Genomic DNA, 18267 nt, shown 5'->3' with positions numbered 1-18267 from the left:
CCGGGGTCGTGGTTCGGTTCAGTAATGAATGACCGACCGGATCGACTTGCCCTCGTGCATCAGGTCGAAGGCGCGGTTGATGTCCTCAAGCCCCATGGTATGGGTTACGAACGGCGCCAGGTCGATCTCGCCCTTCATGGCATCCTCCACCATTCCGGGAAGCTGCGTGCGGCCCTTGACGCCGCCGAAGGCCGAACCTTTCCACGTGCGGCCTGTCACAAGCTGGAACGGCCGGGTGGAAATTTCCTGGCCCGCGCCCGCGACGCCGATGATGATCGACTGCCCCCAGCCACGATGCGCCGCCTCCAGCGCGGCCCGCATGACCTGGACGTTGCCGATGCACTCGAAGGTATGATCCACGCCCCAGCCGGTCATCTCGATCAGGACCTGCTGGATGGGCTTGTCGTGATCCTTGGGATTGATGAAATCCGTCGCCCCGAACGTGCCGGCCAGCGCGAATTTCGCCGGGTTGGTATCGATGGCGAAAATCCGTCCGGCCTTGGCCTGGCGCGCGCCCTGGATAACGGCAAGGCCAATGCCGCCCAGGCCGAACACCGCAACCGAATCGCCCGGCTGGACCCTGGCGGTATTATGAACCGCGCCGATGCCCGTGGTCACACCGCAGCCGAGCAGGCAGACATGTCCCGGATTGGCATGCGGATTGATCTTGGCCAGCGAGACCTCGGCGACGACGGTATATTCGCTGAAGGTCGAGCACCCCATATAATGATAGACAGGCTGCCCCTGATAGGAAAAGCGCGTGGTCCCGTCCGGCATCAGCCCCTTGCCCTGCGTCGCGCGGACCGCGGTGCAGAGATTGGTCTTGCCGGACTTGCAGAACAGGCACTCCCCGCATTCGGCGGTATAGAGAGGGATCACGTGGTCGCCAGGCGTGACGCTCGTGACGCCTTCGCCGACCGCGACCACGACGCCGGCACCCTCATGACCGAGAACGGCGGGAAAAATGCCTTCGGGATCGTCGCCCGACAATGTGAACGCGTCCGTGTGACAGACACCCGTGTGGGTAATCTTTACCAGTACCTCGCCGGCTCGCGGCGGCGCGACGTCGATCTCGACGATCTGCAGAGGCTTGCCAGCCTCGAAGGCGACGGCAGCACGTGATTTCATTTCTTCATTCCTCGAAGCTGAATTGAAAATTGCATGAACCTTCGGCAAAGCATCCGCAATCAACGCAGATAGGACCGAATGATGGCAATCGTCTCGTCGATCGGTTCCCGGCCCGCGTCCCTGTCCTTCGCATGAAGAAATTCCTCGCGCAGGTGACTTTCCAGGACGGTCGCCATCAGTCCGTTGATCGCGCCGCGAACGGCGGCGAGTTGCTGCAGGACCGGGCCGCACGCCGCTCCCTCCGCCAGCGCCTGCTCCAGCGCGTCCAGTTGGCCACGCACGCGGCGGACGCGGGTCAGGGCGCGCTTCTTGTCTTCCGGACTATGCGGCACGGCATCCTCGCCCTCATACTGGGGGGCAGTATATTGACATGCCGTCGCGGATGCAAGCGGCCACCCTGGAATCGCCCTGCGGCCCGAGGTACGCATGGGATCGCCGGGCGTGTCGCAAACATGCAAGTGGGGTGTCTTTTTTGTGAAAGATTTCGCCCCGATCGCCCTCCATGATCCATACCGGTTTCGCGCGTCGGTGCGGAGGTTGACACAGGTCGTCATGCAGAAATTTTCCGCGTTTTCCTTGGCCCGGCAGGCGCTCGGCCGTCATCTCGGCTGGCAGCCCCAATGGCGTTCGGTGGCGCCGAAGCCGAGCTATGACATCATCATCGTCGGCGGCGGCGGCCATGGGCTGGGTGCCGCCTATTACCTGGCCAGGCAGCACGGATTGCGCAACATCGCGGTGGTCGAGCGCGGATGGCTGGCGGGCGGCAATACCGCGCGCAACACCACCATCATCCGCTCGAACTACCTGTTCGAACAGAGTTCCTCCTATTACGAGCACGCGCTGAAACTATGGGAGAATCTCTCGGACGAACTGAACTACAATGTCATGTTCAGCCAGCGCGGCTGCCTGATGATCGCGCACAACGTCCACGACGTGCAGGTGTTCAAGCGGCATGTCCACGCCAACCGGCTGAACGGCATCGACAATGAATGGCTGACGCCCGAGCAGGTCAAGGTATTCTGTCCGCCGCTGAATATCTCGCCGAATATCCGCTATCCCGTCCTGGGCGGCGCGCTCCAGCGCCGCGCCGGCACCGCCCGGCATGACGCGGTGGCCTGGGGCTATGCCCGCGCGGCGAGCGATCTCGGCGTGGACATCATCGAGAATTGCGAGGTCACGGGCATCGACCGCGACGCCTCGGGCCGGGTGACGGGCGTGCAGACCACGCGCGGGCCGATCCGGGCGAAAAAAATCGGCGTGTCGGCGGCGGGGCACAGTTCCGTCGTCATGGCCATGGCGGGCATCCGTCTGCCGCTGCAGATCAACCCCCTGCAGGCGCTGGTGTCCGAGCCGGTGAAGCCGGCCTTTCCCTGCGTGGTGATGTCCAACACCATCCACGCCTATATCAGCCAGTCCGACAAGGGCGAGATGGTGATCGGCGCCGGCACCGATTCCTATGTCTCGTACACCCAGCGCGGCGGCCTGCACATTCCGGCCCATACGCTGGAGGCGATCTGCGAACTGGTGCCGGATTTCCGCCGCCTGCGCATGCTGCGCTCATGGGGCGGGATTACCGACAACACCCCCGACCGCTCGCCGATCACGGCAAAGACCTCGGTGCCGGGCCTGTACGTCAATTGCGGCTGGGGCACGGGCGGCTTCAAGGCGACGCCGGGGGCGGCCAACCTGTTCGCCTGGACGATCGCGCGCGACGAGCCGCATCCGATCAACGCGCCCTTCACCCTCGAACGTTTCCGCGAGGGCACCCTCATCGACGAAGCCGCCGCGGCGGCGGTCGCGCACTGACGCACCGCGAGACGGAGAAAGATCATGCTGCTGATCGCATGTCCCTATTGCGGCCCGCGCGCCGAGATCGAGTTCGCCTATGGCGGCGAGGCGCACATCGCCCGCCCCGGCCCCGAGGTGAGTGAAGAGGAATGGGCCGCCTTCCTGTATCTGCGCGACAACACCAAGGGCGTGCTGGCCGAACGCTGGCGCCACGCCCATGGCTGCGGCCGTTTCTTCAACGCGCTGCGCGACACGCGGACGGACCGGATCCTGGAAACCTACGAGATGGGCGCCGCCCGTCCCGACGCCAAACAGGGAGAAGCGGCATGAGCGGCGCGTTCCGCGTATCCGGGCGCGGGCGCGTCAATCCCGCGCGTCCGGTCTCCTTCCGTTTCGACGGCCGGACCGTCCGGGGCTATGAGGGCGATACCGTCGCCTCCGCCCTGCTGGCGCAGGGCCGGCACCTCATGGGGCGGTCGTTCAAGTATCATCGCCCGCGCGGCCCGATCTCGGCCGGCTCCGACGAGCCGAACGCGCTGATCGGCGTGGGCGAGGGCGCGCGGCACACGCCCAATCTGCGCGCCACTCAGGTCGAGATCCACAAGGGTCTCGTCACCGTCAGCCAGAACCGTGGGCCCCGCCTGAATTTCGACGTGGGGGCGATCAACACCCTGCTGGCGCCGCTCTTTCCCGCCGGGTTCTACTACAAGACCTTCATGTGGCCGCGCGGTTTCTGGGACAAGGTCTACGAACCCGTCATCCGCCGTGCCGCAGGGCTGGGCAAGGTCGCGACCGCGCCGGACCCCGATCATTACGCGCTGCACTACGCCCATTGCGAGGTACTGGTGATCGGCGGCGGCCCGGCGGGCCTGGCGGCGGCATTGGCGGCGGGCCGGACGGGCGTGCGCGTCATCCTGTGCGACGAGACGGCGGAACTGGGCGGCACATTGCTGTCCGACGCCCATAGCCGGATCGACGGGCTGTCGGCCGCCGCCTGGGTGGAAAAGATCGTCACCGAACTGCAGGCATTGCCCAACGTGCAGGTGATGACCCGCTGCACGGCCTTCAATTACGGCCCGCACAACATGGTGGCGCTCAACCAGCGCCTGACCGAGCATCTGGCAACGCCGCCGGCCGACATGCCGCGTGAGCGCATCTGGCAGGTGCGCGCCGCCGAAGTGGTGGTCACGGCGGGCGCGCTGGAACGGCCGCTGGTGTTCGAGGGCAATGACCGGCCCGGCATCCTGCTGGCCACCGCGGCGCGCACCTATCTCAACCGCTACGGCGTGATCCCCGGCCGGCGCGCGGTGATCGTGACCGCCGACGATTCCGCCTATCGCGTGGCCATCGAACTGGCCGCTGCCGGGGTGGCAATCGCCGCGATCGCCGATCTGCGGGCCGATCCCGACGCGCCGGTGGTGGCCGAGGCGAAGGCCCGGGGCATCCCCGTCCTGCCGTCCACCACCATCCAGAAGGCGAACGGCCGCCTGCGGGTCCGCGGCGTCGAACTGGCGCCGGTCGCCGCCAACGGCAGTGTCGGCAAGGGGCGGAATGTCGCCTGCGACTGCGTGCTGATGGCGGGCGGCTTCACCCCCAGCCTGCACATCCACAGCCAGGCGCGCGGCACGATGCGCTTCGACGAGGCGCTGGGCGTCTACGTGCCGGACCAGTCCATCGAGCGCCTCCGGTCCGCCGGGGCGTGCCGGGGCCTCTTCGCCCTGCAGGACGTGCTGGATGACGGCGCGGCGGCGGGTCTCGCGGCGGCCAGGGCGGCCGGCGGCGGCGATGCGGACGCCTCGGTTCTCTTTGTGACCGAGGCCGACGCACCGGGAACCGGCGGGTTCGCCGGCGCGCTGCCGCGCCGCGGCCTGGGCAGCCTGGCGCTGGCCTTCGTCGATTTCCAGAACGACGTCACCGCCAAGGACGTGAAGCTGGCGGTGCGCGAGGGCTTCCAGTCCATCGAGCATATCAAGCGCTACACCACCACCGGCATGGCGACCGACCAGGGCAAGAGTTCGAACGTCAACGCGCTGGGCATCGCCTCGCAGGCGCTGGGGCGCGCGCCGCAGCGGGTGGGGCTGACCACCTTCCGCCCGCCTTATACGCCGGTCACCTTCGGCGCCTTCGCCGGCCATGCGCGGGGCGACCAGTTCGACCCGCTGCGCCTGGCGCCGGCCGACGGCTGGGCACGGGACCAGGGCGCGGTGTTCGAGGATGTCGGGCTGTGGCGCCGCGCCCGGTATTTCCCGCGCGGCGGCGAGGACATGCATGCGGCGGTGGCGCGCGAATGCAGCGCGGTCCGCACGGCGGCTGGGGTCTTCGATGCCTCGACCCTGGGCAAGATCGAGGTCGTCGGCCCCGATGCCGCCGAGTTCATGAACCGCTTCTACATCAATGCCTGGACCAAGCTCGGCGTCGGCAAATGCCGCTACGGCCTGGTCTGCCGCGACAGCGGCTTCGTCTATGACGACGGCGTGGTCGGGCGCATCGCCGCCGACCGGTTCCATGTCACCACCACCACCGGCGGCGCGGCGGGCGTGCTGAACATGATGGAGGACTATCTCCAGACCGAATGGCCCGACCTCGATGTCTGGCTGACCTCGATCACCGAGGAATGGGGCGTCATCGCCCTCCAGGGGCCGAAGGCACGCGCGATCCTGGCGCCGCTGGTCGACGGCATGGACATCTCGGCCGAGGCGCTGCCCCATATGGCGCTCAAGGAAGGCACGATCGGCGGCGTGCCGATGCGGCTGTTCCGCGTCAGCTTCACCGGCGAGGTCGGCTTCGAGATCAACGTCCCCTCGGGGCGGATGCGCGCGGTATGGGACCGGATCTGGCAGGCGGGCCGGCCGCACGGCCTGACCCCGTACGGCACCGAGGCCATGCACGTGCTGCGCGCCGAGAAGGGCTACCTGATCGTGGGCCAGGAAACCGACGGCACCATGACTCCCGGCGATGTCGGCTGCGGCTGGGCGGTCAGCAAGGCCAAGCCCGATTTCATCGGCAAGCGCGCCCTGGCCCTGCCGGCCCTCAACGCGCCGGACCGGCCGCAGATGGTCGGCCTGCTGACCGACGATCCGCAGACGGTGCTGGAGGAAGGCATGCAGCTCGTCCGCACGCCGGGCACCCCGGCCCCGGTCTCGGCGGACGGGCACGTCACGTCCTCCTATTACAGCCCGGCGCTGGGCCGGTCGATCGCCATCGCCATGGTCAAAGGCGGGCGCGACCGCCTGGGCGAGACATTGTATGCGCCCGCCATCGACGGGGCCGCGATCAAGGCAAGCATCGTCAATCCTGTCTTCTACGATCCCGAGGGAGTGCGCGTGAATGGCTAGGTCCATGGCAGAGGCGACGATCGCCCCCGATACGGTGCTGGTTCGCGAACCGCGATCGCCGCGTTACGTGCTGCAGGGCCGCGCGCCCGCGCTGCAGGCGGCCGCCAGGGCGCTGGGGCTCAAGGACGTGCCCGCGATGCTGCGCGCCGCCACCGGAACGGGCGGGACGGCCTTGCGGCTGGGCCCGTTCGAGCTGCTCCTCCTGCCGGGCGCGGACGATCCGGCGGCGCTCCAGGAGGCGCTGGGGCCGATTCCGCACAGCCTGGTCGGCGTGTCCGACCGCAACGTGACGCTGACGCTGCGGGGGCCGTGGGCGGCGCGCATTCTCTCCGGACTCTGCCCGCTGGACTTCATGGAACGCGTCTTCCCCGTGGGAATGGCCACGCGCGCGCCGCTCGAAAAGGCCGACGCCGTGTTCTGGCGGACGGCGCCGGACTGCTTTCATCTCGAAGTCTGGCGGTCCTTCGGTCTGTATGCCGAGGACGCGATCCGCGAGGTGGCGCGCGGCGTAACATTTGCGAGTCTGGCGATATAGAAGAAATTCATGGCGCGAATTGGCAAGTGGCATAGCGTCTCGATTTCGTAACGTCACCGTCGGACCCGGCACGGTCGAACGGGCCGCCCCTGCTCCATGAAAAAGCCTCTCCCTCCATCGGAGACCGTTGTGCCATGACGAACTACGACATCGCCGCCATCCGCGACCTGGTCGCCCGCCGCCGGCCGCGCCATGCGCTGGAGAGCGCGTTCTACACGTCGCCCGAAATCTTCGCGGCGGACATGGACGCGATCTTCAATCGTCACTGGCTCTACGTCGCCGTGGAATGCGAGGTGCCCGAACCCGGAGACGCCCTGGCCGTCGATATCGGCAAATCCTCGGTCATCATCGTGCGTGGCGACGACGCGCAGGTCCGGGCCTTCCACAATGTCTGCCGCCATCGCGGCGCGCGCCTGCTGCCGCCGGGGCCGGCCCTCGTCGGCAACCTGGTCTGTCCCTATCATGCCTGGACCTACGGGCTGGACGGCGCGCTGAAATTCGCCGAGCACATGGGCGACGGGTTCGACCGCGCATGCCTGGGCCTGCGTCCCGTCGCGCTGCGTTCGATGGCGGGGCTGCTGTTCGTCTGCCTCTCCGACGACCCGCCGGACGACATCGACGACGTCGTGCGCCAGATGGAACCCTATCTCGCGCCGCACGACCTGAAGAACACGCGCGTCGCCCATACGGCGGACCTGATCGAATACGGCAACTGGAAGCTCGTGCTGGAGAATAATCGCGAGTGCTACCATTGCATGCCCAACCACCCGGAACTGACGATTCCGCTCTTCGCCTACGGCTTCGGCTTCGCGCCCGAGGAACTGAGCGCCGAGGACCTGGCGCAGGCCGAACGCTACGAGACGCTGCGCCGGACGTCCCATGACCGGTGGGAGGCAGCGGGCCTGCCCTCGCGCCTGATCGAGCATCTGGACGACCGCCCCACCGGCTTCCGCACCGAACGCCTGCCGCTCGACGGCTCGGGCGAAAGCCAGACGATGGACACGATGGCGGCCTGCCGCGTGCCGCTGGGCACGCTCCGCGACAAGGCGGCGGGCGGCCTGCATTTCTGGACCCAGCCCAATGCGTGGCATCATTTCATGGGCGACCATGTCGTGACCTTCTCGGTGATCCCGCTTGACGAAGGGCGCACGCTGGTACGCACCAAGTGGCTGGTCCACAAGGACGCGGTCGAGGGCCGGGATTACGATCTGGAAAACCTGACCAGCGTCTGGAACGCCACCAACCGGCAGGACGCCGACCTGGTGGAGATGACGCAGCGCGGGGTGGCCGATCCGGCCTATGTCCCCGGGCCCTATTCGCCGCATACCGAAGGACTCGTGGAGAAATTCATGGAATGGTACCTCGCGCGCCTCAAGGCGCACCTGGGTTGACGGGCGAAAGGCCGGGACACGGATGACCGACATCGACCTGCCCCCCTTCTGGGATCCCGAAAGCGACGACGTGCTGGTCTGCCGCGCCGTGCGGCGGCAGACCCATGACGTCGCGACCTTCGTCCTGACGGCGGCCCAGCCCAGGCGGTTCCGCTACCGGCCCGGTCAGTTCATGACGTTCACCGTCACGATCGACGGCGTGGAAATCCATCGCTGCTATACGCTGTCCTCCTCGCCGAGCCGCCCGGATTCGCTGGCGATCACGGTCAAGCGCGTTCCCGGCGGCCCGGTCTCGAACTGGCTGCACGACCATCTGCGCCCGGGCATGGAAATCGCGGCGCTCGGCCCGACGGGCGATTTCACGCTCGACCTGTCCCATGACGCCGCGCCGGAGAAATATCTTTTCCTTTCAGCAGGCAGCGGGATCACGCCGGTCATGTCGATGGCGCGGCACCTGGTCGACACGCGCTTCGATGCGGACGCGGTCTTCCTTCATTCCGCCCGCTCGCCCGAAGACCTGATCTTCGCGCGCGAACTGGCCTGGATGGCCGAACAGGCGCCGTCCCTGCGCGTACGCTCGATCTGCGAGCGCGACACGCCGCAGAATCGCTGGCCGGGCGCGATGGGCCGGCTCGACGCGGCATTGCTGGCGCGCGAGGTGCCGGACCTGCGCGAACGCCGCCTCTTCGTCTGCGGACCGGACGGCTACCGCGCGTCGGCGCGCGCCCTGGCCGAGCAGGCCGGCCTGGACATGGCCCGTTTCCACGAGGAAAGTTTCGATTTCGGCACGCTGGCGACGCAGGATCCCGAAATCCCCGCGAAGATTGAGGCACTGGACGCGGCACGTCACAAGGTCAGTTTCACGCGTAGCCGGCGCGAGATCGAATGTGGAACCGACACGCCGGTCCTCGCCGCCGCGCGGGCGGCGGGGATGCGCCTGCCGGCATCCTGCGCCAAAGGCATGTGCGGAACCTGCAAATGCAGGCTGGTGTCGGGCACGGTGGAAATGAAACACGATGGCGGCATCCGCCAGCGCGAGATCGATCAGGGCATGATCCTGATCTGCTGCGCCCGGCCCACCAGCGACCTCGTGATCGAGCGTTAGACGATGGCTCCGCGCGCCGCCGACCTCGCCAGCCTGCGCCGCTTCGGGTTCCTGACGCTGAGGAATTATTCGCTGATCGCCGTCAGCAACGCGATCGAGGCGCTGCGCATGGCCAATCGGGTGGCCGAGCGGGACGAGTACACATGGCGGGTGCTGAGCCTGGACGGGTCGCCGATCGCCGCCAGCAACGGGCTGTCGCTGCATCCGACCGAGGCCCTGGGTGATGCCGATGGAATGGACGTGCTGTTCGTCTGCGGCGGGATCGACGTCCGTGCCGCCACCAGCCAGGAATTGCGGGTGGCGCTGCGCCGGCTGGCGCGGCAGCGGATCGTGGTCGGGGCATTGTGTACCGGTACCTTCGCCCTGGCCGATGCCGGGCTGCTGCGCGGCTATCGCTGTGCGATCCATTGGGAAAATCTGGGCGCGATCCGCGAGGAATTCCCCGAGATCGATATCGTGGACGAGATGTTCGTGATCGATCGCGACCGCATCACCTGCACCGGCGGCGCGGTGCCGCTGGACATGATGCTGCGGATCGTCGCCGCCCGTGTCGGCCCGGCGCGCGCACGGGAAATCGCGACTCAGTTCCTGCTGGAACGCGATCGGGCGGGCAGCGAGATCCAGCCCCTCGCCGCGCTGGATCCCCTGCCGCCGTCACTGGGCCGCGCGGTGCAATTGATGGAAAGCCGCATCGACCAGAAACTGAGCGTGGGCGAAATCGCCGACGCCGCCGGTCTCTCGGAACGCCAGTTGGAACGGCTGTTCCGGACGCATACCGGCGCGACGCCCGCCGCCTACCTGGCCGCAACGCGGCTGGAACGCGCGCGGCGCCTGCTGCGCCAGACCGGCATGTCCGTCACCGATGTCGGCATCGCCTGCGGCTTCATGTCCCTGACCCATTTTTCGACCGCCTTCCGCAACCGGTTCGGCTACGCCCCGCGCCAGGAACGCCAGCGGCAGGCACGTTAAAGGAACGCCAACGCCCATGATCCCCCATGCCGATGCCCTGCTGAAGCCGTTGCGCATCAAGTCGCTGGTCATCCGCAACCGGGTGATGAGCACCAGCCACGCCCCCGGCTACGGCGTCGACGGCAAGCCGCAGGAACGCTACCAGCTCTATCACGCCGAAAAGGCCAAGGGCGGCATCGGCCTGACCATGTTCGGCGGATCATCGTCCGTCGAACTGGACAGCCCGGCTACGCCGTGGAGCCAGATCGCGGTCTCCGACGACAGCGTGATCCCGTATTTCCGCCAGTTCGCCGACCGGGTACACGCGCACGGCGCCCGGCTGATGATCCAGTTGACCCATATGGGCCGCCGCACCCGCTGGGACACCGATGCCTGGCTGCCGGTGATCGCGCCCTCGGTCCGGCGCGAGCCGGCCTCGCGGTCGATCCCCAAGGAGATGGAGCCCGAGGACATCGCGCGGGTCGTCCGTGCCTTCGCCGCCGCCGCCCGCCGCTGCCGCGAAGGCGGGCTGGACGGGCTGGAGATCTCCGGCGCGCATGGCCACCTGCTGGACCAGTTCTGGAGCCCGTCGGTCAATCACCGGCACGATGCCTATGGCGGCAGCCTGGAACACCGGATGCGCTTCGGCATCGAGGTGCTGACCGCGATCCGCGAGGCGACCGGCGACGATTACGTCATCGGCATGCGCATGTCGGGCGACGAATTGCTGAATGGCGGCCTGACGCAGGACGACTGCATCGCCATCGCCGAAGACTATGCGCGCCGGGGGCTGATCGATTTCGTCAACGTCATCGGCGGCCAGGCGCGCGACGAGATGGCGCACGCGGTGTCCCTGCCCAACATGGCTTTTCCGGTCGCGCCCTTTCTCGGCCTGGCCAGCGCGATCAAGCGGGCGGTCGATATCCCGGTCTTCCACGCCCAGCGCATCACCGATCTGGCGACGGCGGCGCGCGCGGTGGCAGAGGGGCATGTCGACATGGTGGCGATGACCCGCGCGCACATCGCCGACCCGCATCTGGTCCGCAAACTGGCCGACGGGCGCGCGGACGATATCCGGCAATGCGTGGGGGCGGGCTACTGCATCGACCGGATCTATGTCGGCGGCGACGCGCTGTGCCTGCAGAACGCGGCGACGGGGCGCGAGGCGACGATGCCGCACGAGATCGCGCCCGCCGAAACCGCGCGGCGCGTCGTCGTCGTCGGGGCCGGGGTGGCGGGGCTCGAGGCGGCGCGGGTCTGCGCCCTGCGCGGCCATACGGTGACGCTGTTCGAACGCGACGCGCGCACCGGCGGACAGGTCAACCTCGCCGCCCGCGCGACATGGCGCGAGGCCCTGTCGGGCATCGTGCGCTGGCTGGACGGGCAGGTGCGCAAGCTGGACGTCGATCTGCGCCTGGGGGTGGAGGCGACGGCGGCCGATATCCTGCTCTGCGCGCCGGACGTGGTGATCGTGGCGACGGGGGGCGAGGCGATCCTGGGCGACGATCCGGGCAGCGACCTGCACCATACGACGCGCGACGTCCTGGCCGGCCGCGCCGCGCCCGCGGGCAGCGTGCTGCTGTTCGACGAGATGGGGCAGCACAACGCCGCCTCGGTGGCCGAATTGCTGGCCACGCGCGGCTGCCTGGTCGAGCTGGCGACCCACGACCGGCTGGTGGCGCAAGAGGTCGGGACCACCAACCAGCCGGTGCATCTGCGCGAATTCTACAGGCTGGGTGTGGTGACGACGCCGAACATGGAACTGACCGAGACCTGGCGCGAGGGCAACCGCCTGGTCGCCGTGCTGCGCAACACCATGACCGGCGCGGAAGAAGAACGGGTGGTCGACCACATCGTGGTCGATCGCGGCGGCGCGCCCGACACCACGCTCTATGCGGCGCTGAAGGCGGGCTCGGCCAATGCCGGCCAGACCGACGCGCATGCGCTGGTCGCCGGACGGCCCCAGCCGGTGATGGCGCGGCTCGGGGCCGGCGACTACGCGCTGTTCCGCATCGGCGACGCGGTGGCGGCGCGCAACATTCATGCCGCGCTCTATGACGCGCTGCGGCTGTGCAAGGATCTCTGACACCATGCGCTGGCTGGTCCTTGCGGAAATGGGATGTGCCGCGGGCGCTGTCGCCCTCGTCTGGATGGTCCTGCTGGCGCGCTGGCTGAAGGGGCGCCCCGCCGGCCGGTCCTGGCTGGCCGGCCTGGCGTCGGTGCCGCGCCGTTATCTCGTGGACGTCCATCACGTCGTCGCCCGGCGCCCGCGGCACGCGCGCATGCACGCGCTGGCCGCCGGCGGCGCGCTGGGCGGCGCGCTGGCGTTGCTGCTGGGGACGCTGCCGGGGGTCTGGGGCGTATTCCGGATCGTCGCGATCGTTCTCTTCGCGCTGGGCGCGTGGGGCGCCCTGATCGATCGCGCCCGGCGGCGGCCGCGCACGCCATCGCAGCTTTCGGGTGGCCCGTTCCTCTGGCTCCCCGCGGCCCTGCTCGCGTGGTGCGCCGGAAATGCGCTCGTCGCGGCCTGTCTCGCGAACCGCGCCGCGCCCGCGGCGATTGCCGGCGGGGTTGCCGCCGCCCTGGCCGTCGCCCTGGCCATCGCCCTGGCCGGGGCCGTCGCGCTGCTCGTCGCCGTCGGGCGTGGGCCCATGCGTCATGGGCTGGCGGGTGTGGCCTGGCTCGCCGGGCACACGCGGCCGGGCCGTTTCGCCCGCCCGGGCGTGCCGCGCCCGCTCGATACGGCGCTATGGCCGCTCGATCTTGTGCATGAGCGGCTGGGCGTGCTGACCCCGGGCGATTTCACGGGTCCGGAACTGGCGAGCTTCGATGCCTGCGTGCAATGCGGGCGTTGCGAGGAAGCCTGCCCGGCCTTCGCGGCGGGCCAGCGCCTGAATCCGAAGGCACTGATACAGGGCCTCTCCGGCGCGATGCGCGCGAAGCCCGCCCCGTATTTCGGCAGCCCGTCGCCCCATGCGCCGGCCATGCCCGGCGGTGGCGGCATGGGGACCGAGATCGTCGGAACCGTGCTGGCCCCCGATACGCTGTGGGCGTGCACCACCTGCCGCGCCTGCGTCGAGGAATGTCCGATGCTGATCGAACACGTGGACGCGGTCATCGCGCTGCGGCGCGGTCAGACCCTCATGAAGGGCGCCGTGCCCGCGGGCGCCGGGCAGGTGCTGCGCGCGTCGCGGGACCGGGCCGAGCCGGGCGGCCGCGCCCTGGACGCGCGGACGGACGGGATCGCGGCCCTCGACGTCCCGGTCCTGCCGCCGGGCGAGGAGACCGACATCCTGCTCTGGCTGGGCGAGGGCGCGTACGACCTGCGGTACGGCCGATCGTTGCGGGCCCTGGTGACGCTCATGCGCAAGGCGGGTCTCCGGTTCGCCACCCTGGGCGCGGACGAAGTCGATTGCGGCGACGTCGCCCGGCGCCTGGGCGACGAGGCGACGTTCCAGGCCCTCGCGCGCGAGGTGATCGAAACGCTGGGAACGCGGCGCTTCACCAAGATCGTCACCGCGGACCCGCATGCCTATCACGTCCTGAAAAACGAATATCCCGCCCTTGGCGCCACCTTGGGCGGCACATGGACCGTCGAGCACCATACGACCCTGCTGGACGCGCTGGTACAGGACGGGCGGCTCACCCTCGCGCGGCGTGACGGGCCCGCCGTCGCCTATCACGATCCCTGCTATCTGGGGCGCTATAACGGCGTGATCGATGCGCCCCGCCGCCTGCTCGACGCGGCCTGCCGCACCCGCGTGGAGGTCGAACGCCACGGCATGCGCGCCATGTGCTGCGGCGGCGGCGGCGGAAGCCCGGCAAGCGACGTCGACGCGGCCACCCGTATTCCCGACCTCCGGATGGAGCAGATGCGGCAGGGCGGGGCGTCCGTCGTCGCGGTGGCGTGTCCCGGATGCACGGCGATGCTCGAAGGCGTGACCGGGCCGCGCCCCGAGGTGAAGGACGTGGCGGAACTCGTGCTCGCGGCGGTGGTGCCATGACTGGTGGTACCATGACCGGGCGGATCAGGCGGGACCCGCGCGCCGAACGGTCGCGGCGCCTCGTGCCCGGCGGCGACAGGCCGCGCCTGGTCCATGACGGGAACGTCGCGGGCATGGCCGTGTCGCGCCGGCCGCGCGAGGCACCCGTCCGGCGTATCGAGGCACCGGCTTTCTGGGTCGCCGTCGTCATCCAGGCCGTCGATGGCGGCCTGGACCGGTGGGGCCGCCAGCTTCTCGGGGCCGCGCGGATGCTTGCCGGGACCGATGGCGGGGTCGTTCTGGTCGGCCTCGGCGACATCGCCTCCCGACAGGCGGGCGAGGCCGGCGCGGACCGCATCCTGGCGATCGGCGCGCTGGACGATCCCGAAGCCGCGCCGTACCTGTTGCTGGAACTGGTCGCCCCCTTCGCGCCACGGCACGTGATCTTTGCCGAGGACCGGACAGGCGGCGATCTCGCGCGCCGGCTCGCGGCGCGCAGCGGCTGGCCGATACAGCCGGGCATCGAGGCGCTGAGCGTCCGCCAGGGCGTCCGGCCATGCCGGGGCGGCCGGTCCGAGCGCGTCGCGGCCGTGGCCCGGATCATCACCCTGCCGTGCGACCGGGTGGCCCCCTATGCCGGGCACGCGTGCGAAGGACGGATATTGGCGGCGCCCATCCCGCCTTCGAACCCGGCCGGACGATTGGTGTTCGGGCCGATCGTGCCCGCGCCGGCGGGCGCAATCCCGTTGTCCGAGGCGCCGTTTGTCGTGTCGGCAGGGCAGGGCGTCACGGATTTCGAGACATTTCATGCGCTAGCCCGCGCGCTTGGCGCGACCGAGGGGGCCAGCCGCGTGGTCTGCGATGCCGGATCGATGCCGCGCGCGGCACAGGTCGGCGCCTCCGGTACGGTGCTGGACGCGCGCTGCTACCTGGCATTCGGCATCGCCGGCGCGCCGCAGCATCTGCAGGGGCTGGGCAAGGTCGAGCACGTGGTGGCGGTGAATACCGACCTGCATGCCGCGATCGTCGCCCGTGCCGGGCTGTCGATCATCGCCGACGCACAGGCGGTGATGCCGGCCCTGCTGGCCCTGTTGCAGGGGGGCGGGGCATGATGCGGCGCATCGTCCTTCTTTCGAACGGGATCGATCCGGTATCCGGCCGTCCGGCCCCCCCGCCGGGCGAGATCGCGGCGATCGGGCTGGCGCTGTCGGTCGGCGATCCGATTGGCGGCGATCCGATTGGCGACGATCCGGCCGGCGGCCTGCACGCGGGCCCCCCGTCGCCGGCCCTGCGGCGGGCGGCAGGGTACGGGCTGGACCATGTGGACTGCCTCGGTGGCGGGGGCGACGCGGTCGAGGCGCTGGCCGCGCATCTGGCCGCCGACCCGCCGGACCTGGTGCTGGCCGGCCGGCAGGCATGCGGCGGCGAGGATAGCGGCATGCTGCCCTATCTGCTGGCCGAACAACTCGGCTGGCCGCTGCTCTCCGGCGTGATCGCGGTCGGCGCGGCGGCCGAAGGCTGGCTGCCGGTCACGATCGGCCTGCCGCAGGGCGCGCGGCGCCAGGCCCGGATCCGCCTGCCCTGCATCCTGTGCGCCCATGATGCCGCCCCGGCGCCCCCCTTCGTCTTCGACCGCGCGCGCCGCGCCGAACTACGGGCCGTGCCCACCCCCGTTTCGACCGCCCCCGCCTCGATTGCGCCGGAGGGGACCGAGCGCCCATATCGCGCGCGGCCGCGCCTCATCGGCGCGGCCGCCCAGGCCGGCGCGGGAACGGTGCTGGACCACCCGGACGTCGCCGAAGCCGCGCATGCGCTGCGGGACCACCTCCGGGCGCTGGGCGTGCTCAAATCGCCGCGCGGGCCCTCCGCCGATGCGTGACGATTTGCATGCTCTGCTGGACCGCCTGGCCTTCCGGCCGAAAAACCTGGGTGATCCCGCAGGGCGAATTCAAGCGGATCCTGGCCGCTCTCGGCGTCGAGCCGATCGTGTTTTCCCTCAAGGGCGCCGTTGGGTAAGGCCACCGCCGGGAACGCGTGACCGTTCGCGCCCCGGCGGTCAGCGGCGCCCTGTCAGTCGGGGAAAACGACGGTCCGGTGCCCGTCGAGAATGACGCGATGCTGAAGATGGTAATTCACCGCGCGCGACAGGACACGGCGCTCCACGTCCCGGCCCTTGCGGATCAGGTCGTCGGGCGTATCCGCATGGGAAATGCGCTCGACATCCTGCTCGATGATCGGGCCCTCGTCGAGGTCGCCCGTGACGTAATGGGCGGTCGCCCCGATCAGTTTCACGCCCCTTGCGTGCGCCTGGTGATACGGGCGCGCGCCCTTGAACCCCGGCAGGAAGGAATGGTGGATGTTGATGCACCGTCCCGCCAGCCAGCCGGACATGTCGTCCGACAGCACCTGCATATAGCGCGCCAGAACGACCAGCTCCGCGCCGGTTTCCTCGATCAGCGCGCGCAGACGCGCCTCCTGCGCGGGTTTGGTCTCGCGGGTGACCGGCAGGTGATGGAACGGGATGTCGCCGGTATCGACGGCCTGCGTCGCTTCGCGCGGATGGTTCGATACGATGGCGATCGGGTCCATCGCCAGTTCGCCGATCCGCCAGCGATACAGCAGGTCGGCCAGGCAATGGTCGAATTTCGAGACCATGATCACCACGCGCTGCCGTCCGCGCGGCGGGTAAAGCCGCCAGTGCGCGTCGAACCGCGCGGCCACCGCCGCCAGCCCGGCGCGGTCGGGCGGCGCCGCGGCGGTAAAGGCGATGCGCATGAAGAACCGGTCTTCCGCCAGGTCGGCATGCTGGTCGATTTCGACGATGTTCGCGCCGGCCTGGAACAGGCAACCCGACCAGGCGGCGACCAGGCCCGGCCGGCTGGCGCAGGTAACGATCAGGACATGGGCGTCGGCATGGGCCATGGGTCAGGACATCTTCATCGGTCGGAGAACAGCCGGATGCCGGCATGGGACAGCACGTCGGGCGCGGCGCGGCGCGCGGCCAGGTCGGGGGCGGCGGTGCGGTGGCAGGCGCTGGGGCTGATGCCGAACGCCGTCTTGAAATGGCGCGAGAAGTGCGAGCAGTCGGAAAACCCCATTTCGATGGCGATCTCCGTCACGCTCATTTCGCCCGCTTCCAGCAGGGCGCGGGCGTGGCGCAGCCGCAGCATGCGATAGAAATCCTGCGGCTTGCGGCCCAGCGTGCTCTGGAACAGGCGCTCCAGTTGCCGGCTGGAAATGCCCAGCCGGGCGGCGAGCTGCGCGATCGGCAGCGGCCGCGCCATGTTCTGCTCCATATGCAGGATGGCGCGCCGTACCCGGGGGTCGGCAAGCCGGGTCGCCGAGGCCAGGGTGGGGGGCTGCGGCTGCAGCCGGATCTGGCTGCCGCTCGTGCCGGCGCGTTCCATCAGCAGGATATGGCTGGCCTTCAGCCCGGCCGGGCGGCCGATGCTGCGTTCGATCAGGTGCAGCGCCACGTCGGCCGCCGCCCCCCCGCCCGAGCACGTGATGCGGTCGCCGTCATCGACGAACATCTGGTCGCTGACCGCCTCGTGCGCGGGAAACGCCTCCAGGAAATCCTGGCGATGATACCAGCTCACGCAGACGCGGCGATCATTCATCAGCCCGGCGCGGCACAGGGCGAAGGTGCCGGTGCAGACGCCGATCAGGGTAATGCCCATCTCCGCCGCCCGGCGCAGCCAGACGGTGGTGACATGGTCGATCTGCTCCTGTCCGTGCAGCAGCCCGCCGACCACGACGATATAGTCGAAGGCCCGGGGATCGCCCAGCGGCGCGTCGCGCGCGATCGCCACGCCGCAACTGGAACGCACCGGATGGACCGAGGCCGACAGCACCTGCCACGCGCAATGGATCGGGCGGCTGCGGTCGTCCTTGTCGGCGGCAAGGCGCAGATGGTCGACGAACAGGGAAAAGGCGGACAACGTGAAATGATCGGCAAGGATGAAGCCGACGCGCAGGCGCGGCCTGATGCCGCCCGATGCCCCTTCTGACATGATCGCTCTCCCGGCACTTGATTTCTCATCCGCAATGAGAC

General features: G+C 69.5%; 15 protein-coding genes. 11 read left to right on the top strand and 4 right to left on the bottom strand.

Annotated features, from left to right (window positions below; genetic code table 11):
• Positions 1-18: 18 nt before the first annotated feature.
• On the bottom strand, positions 19-1128 hold the full coding sequence (locus tag AAC691_RS13480) for an S-(hydroxymethyl)glutathione dehydrogenase/class III alcohol dehydrogenase (protein WP_342627274.1): 1110 nt from the start codon (positions 1126-1128) through the stop codon (positions 19-21).
• A 59-nt stretch (positions 1129-1187) separates the two neighbouring features.
• On the bottom strand, positions 1188-1460 hold the full coding sequence (frmR, locus tag AAC691_RS13475; RefSeq protein ID WP_342627273.1) for a formaldehyde-responsive transcriptional repressor FrmR: 273 nt from the start codon (positions 1458-1460) through the stop codon (positions 1188-1190).
• 220 nt (positions 1461-1680) lie between these two features.
• Between frmR and AAC691_RS13470 the strand changes: the two genes are divergently transcribed.
• The 11 genes from AAC691_RS13470 to AAC691_RS13420 all read left to right on the top strand — a co-directional run bounded on the left by AAC691_RS13470 (position 1681) and on the right by AAC691_RS13420 (position 16092).
• Positions 1681-2934 (top strand): sarcosine oxidase subunit beta family protein, encoded by a 1254-nt coding sequence (locus tag AAC691_RS13470; RefSeq protein ID WP_342627272.1) that lies wholly within the window; start codon positions 1681-1683, stop codon positions 2932-2934.
• Positions 2935-2958: 24 nt separating this feature from the next.
• Entirely contained in the window at positions 2959-3246 is a 288-nt protein-coding gene (locus AAC691_RS13465; RefSeq protein ID WP_342627271.1) for a sarcosine oxidase subunit delta, read from the top strand.
• Positions 3243-6251: a sarcosine oxidase subunit alpha family protein gene (locus AAC691_RS13460; RefSeq protein WP_342627270.1), complete on the top strand. Its 3009-nt coding sequence runs from the start codon at positions 3243-3245 to the stop codon at positions 6249-6251. The genes AAC691_RS13465 and AAC691_RS13460 overlap by 4 nt, the downstream gene beginning before the upstream one ends.
• The gene (locus AAC691_RS13455) at positions 6244-6786 is read left to right on the top strand and encodes a sarcosine oxidase subunit gamma family protein (RefSeq protein ID WP_342627269.1); all 543 of its coding nucleotides are present in this window, start codon (positions 6244-6246) and stop codon (positions 6784-6786) included. Before AAC691_RS13460 ends, AAC691_RS13455 begins: the two co-directional genes overlap by 8 nt.
• Positions 6787-6920: 134 nt before the next feature.
• Positions 6921-8177, top strand: a complete 1257-nt coding sequence (locus AAC691_RS13450) for an SRPBCC family protein (RefSeq protein WP_176640190.1) — start codon at positions 6921-6923, stop codon at positions 8175-8177.
• 22 nt (positions 8178-8199) lie between these two features.
• Positions 8200-9282 (top strand): hybrid-cluster NAD(P)-dependent oxidoreductase, encoded by a 1083-nt coding sequence (locus AAC691_RS13445; RefSeq protein ID WP_342627268.1) that lies wholly within the window; start codon positions 8200-8202, stop codon positions 9280-9282.
• A 3-nt stretch (positions 9283-9285) separates the two neighbouring features.
• Entirely contained in the window at positions 9286-10251 is a 966-nt protein-coding gene (locus AAC691_RS13440) for a GlxA family transcriptional regulator (protein ID WP_342627267.1), read from the top strand.
• Positions 10252-10267: 16 nt separating this feature from the next.
• Positions 10268-12316 carry an NADH:flavin oxidoreductase gene (locus AAC691_RS13435; protein WP_342627266.1) on the top strand — a complete coding sequence of 683 codons (2049 nt, stop codon included), beginning with the start codon at positions 10268-10270 and terminating at the stop codon, positions 12314-12316.
• Between the two features lie 4 nt (positions 12317-12320).
• A complete protein-coding gene (locus AAC691_RS13430; protein WP_342627265.1) occupies positions 12321-14234 on the top strand; it encodes a DUF3483 domain-containing protein in 1914 nt (637 codons plus the stop codon).
• Positions 14231-15325: an electron transfer flavoprotein subunit alpha/FixB family protein gene (locus AAC691_RS13425; protein ID WP_342627264.1), complete on the top strand. Its 1095-nt coding sequence runs from the start codon at positions 14231-14233 to the stop codon at positions 15323-15325. Before AAC691_RS13430 ends, AAC691_RS13425 begins: the two co-directional genes overlap by 4 nt.
• Positions 15322-16092 carry an electron transfer flavoprotein subunit beta gene (locus tag AAC691_RS13420; RefSeq protein WP_342627263.1) on the top strand — a complete coding sequence of 257 codons (771 nt, stop codon included), beginning with the start codon at positions 15322-15324 and terminating at the stop codon, positions 16090-16092. The genes AAC691_RS13425 and AAC691_RS13420 overlap by 4 nt, the downstream gene beginning before the upstream one ends.
• 191 nt (positions 16093-16283) lie before the next feature.
• Here the strand turns inward: AAC691_RS13420 and purU are convergent, their stop codons facing one another.
• The gene (purU, locus tag AAC691_RS13415; protein ID WP_342627262.1) at positions 16284-17135 is read right to left on the bottom strand and encodes a formyltetrahydrofolate deformylase; all 852 of its coding nucleotides are present in this window, start codon (positions 17133-17135) and stop codon (positions 16284-16286) included.
• Between the two features lie 14 nt (positions 17136-17149).
• Entirely contained in the window at positions 17150-18226 is a 1077-nt protein-coding gene (locus AAC691_RS13410) for a GlxA family transcriptional regulator (RefSeq protein ID WP_323989471.1), read from the bottom strand.
• Positions 18227-18267 lie beyond the last annotated feature (41 nt).

Origin of the sequence: Nguyenibacter vanlangensis (genome assembly GCF_038719015.1) — a bacterium.
Classification (GTDB): domain Bacteria; phylum Pseudomonadota; class Alphaproteobacteria; order Acetobacterales; family Acetobacteraceae; genus Gluconacetobacter; species Gluconacetobacter vanlangensis.
This window is presented reverse-complemented; position numbering and strand designations above follow the sequence as displayed.